This window comes from Streptomyces sp. NPDC059169 (assembly GCF_042755225.1).
Taxonomy (GTDB): Bacteria; Actinomycetota; Actinomycetes; order Streptomycetales; family Streptomycetaceae; genus Streptomyces.
In genome coordinates this window covers 1-1,848 of the sequence record NZ_JBHZCF010000055.1, presented here as the reverse complement: position 1 = coordinate 1,848, position 1,848 = coordinate 1, and the positions used below count along the sequence as shown (strand labels likewise).

Sequence of the window (1,848 nt, the reverse complement as noted above, 5' to 3'; positions counted from 1 at the left end):
GGCCTGCCGGCCACGTCGCTGGCGTGGGGCTTCTGGGAAGAGCGCAGCGGCATGACCGCCCACCTCACCGACGTCGACATCCAGCGCATCAAGCGCACCGGCGTCCTCCCCCTCCCGACGGAACTCGGACTGCGGCTCTTCGACCACGGCGCTGCGTCCGCCTGGCCGGCCCTCGCGCCGATCAAGCTCGACACGGCCGCCCTCCGCGAGAGCGGCATGATCCCGCCCGTCCTGCGCGACCTGGTCAAGGCGCCCGCACGCCGCACCGTCGAAGCCGGCCCGACCGCCGCGGCGGAGTCGCTCGCCGACCGGCTGACCGCCCTACCGGCCGCGGAACGCGAGCGGTTCGTCCTCGACCTCGTACGCCGCAACGTGGCCGCCGTCCTCGGCCACGACGGAGCCGACGCGGTCGAGCCCGCCCAGGCGTTCAAGGAGATCGGCTTCGACTCCCTGACCGCCGTCGAACTCCGCAACCGGCTGACCGCCGCGACGGGCCTGCGGCTGCCCGCCACGCTCGTCTTCGACTACCCCAACCCGGCTGCCCTCGCTCGCCACCTCACGAGCGAGCTCGCTCCCACGGACGCCGAGGCACCAGCCGAATCGCAGGAGGCGCGGCTCCGCGCCGCCCTGGCCGAGCTCCCGCTCGCCAGGCTCCGCGACGCCGGCCTGCTCGACTCCCTCCTGACGCTCACCGGGATCGCCGAAGCGCCCGCGTCCGACACGGACGCGGGCGAGGGCGAGGGCTCCATCGACGAGATGGACGCCGAAAGCCTCATCCAGCTCGCCCTGAGCAACCCCGACGCCTGACCTGAGACCTGTGGAGCATGTGATGGCTACGCCCAACAACCAACTCGTCGATGCCCTGCGCGCCTCACTGAAGGAGACGGAGCGGCTCAAGCAGCAGAACCGCCAGCTGATCAGCGCCGGCACGGACCCGATTGCGATCGTCGGCATGGCTTGTCGCTATCCGGGTGGTGTGTCCTCGCCGGAGGACCTGTGGCGGATGGTGGTGGAGGGCGCGGATGGTGTGTCGGCCTTCCCCGACGACCGTGGCTGGGACGTGGAGGGGATCTTCGATCCCGATCCGGACCGTCCCGGGACGACGTATGTGCGGGAGGGCGGTTTCCTGCACGATGCGGCCCAGTTCGACCCGGCGTTCTTCGGGATCAGTCCGCGCGAGGCGCTGGCGATGGACCCCCAGCAGCGCCTGCTCCTCGAAGTGTCCTGGGAAGCCTTCGAACGCGCCGGCATCGACACCACCGCCCTCGTCGGCAACCAGGTCGGCGTCTTCACGGGCATCATCAACAACGACTACACCGTGAAGCCGCAGGCCATACCCGACGACCTCGAACCCTTCCTCGGCAACGGCGGCGCCAGCAGTGTCGCCTCCGGCCGTGTCGCCTACAGCCTCGGCCTTGAAGGCCCTGCGATCAGCATCGACACCGCGTGCTCGTCGTCCCTGGTCGCCCTGCACCTGGCGGTGCAGTCGCTGCGGCGCGGTGAGTGTTCGATGGCCCTCGCCGGTGGCGTGAGCGTGATGGCCCACCCTGGCGGCTTCGTGGAGTTCTCGCGCCAGCGCGGCCTTGCCGGTAACGGTCGTTGCAAGGCTTTCGCGGCTGCTGCGGATGGTACCGGCTGGGCCGAGGGCGTCGGTGTCCTGGTCGTCGAGCGTCTCTCGGATGCGCAGCGTCTGGGGCATCGGGTGTTGGCTGTGGTGCGGGGCTCGGCTGTCAACCAGGACGGTGCGTCCAATGGTCTGACGGCGCCGAATGGTCCGGCGCAGCAGCGGGTGATCCGTGCGGCGCTCGCTGATGCGGGGTTGTCGGCGGCGGATGTGGACGTGGTCGA

At 70.7% G+C, this 1,848-nt stretch carries 2 protein-coding genes; both read left to right on the top strand.

Annotated elements, in window-relative coordinates:
- Positions 1-807, top strand: an 807-nt coding sequence (locus ACFXOM_RS35565) for a beta-ketoacyl reductase (RefSeq protein WP_384943337.1), incomplete at its 5' end; no start/stop codon positions are given.
- A gap of 22 nt (positions 808-829) precedes the next feature.
- Positions 830-1,848: beta-ketoacyl synthase N-terminal-like domain-containing protein (locus ACFXOM_RS35560; protein ID WP_385041640.1), on the top strand; the 1,019-nt coding region annotated here is incomplete at its 3' end.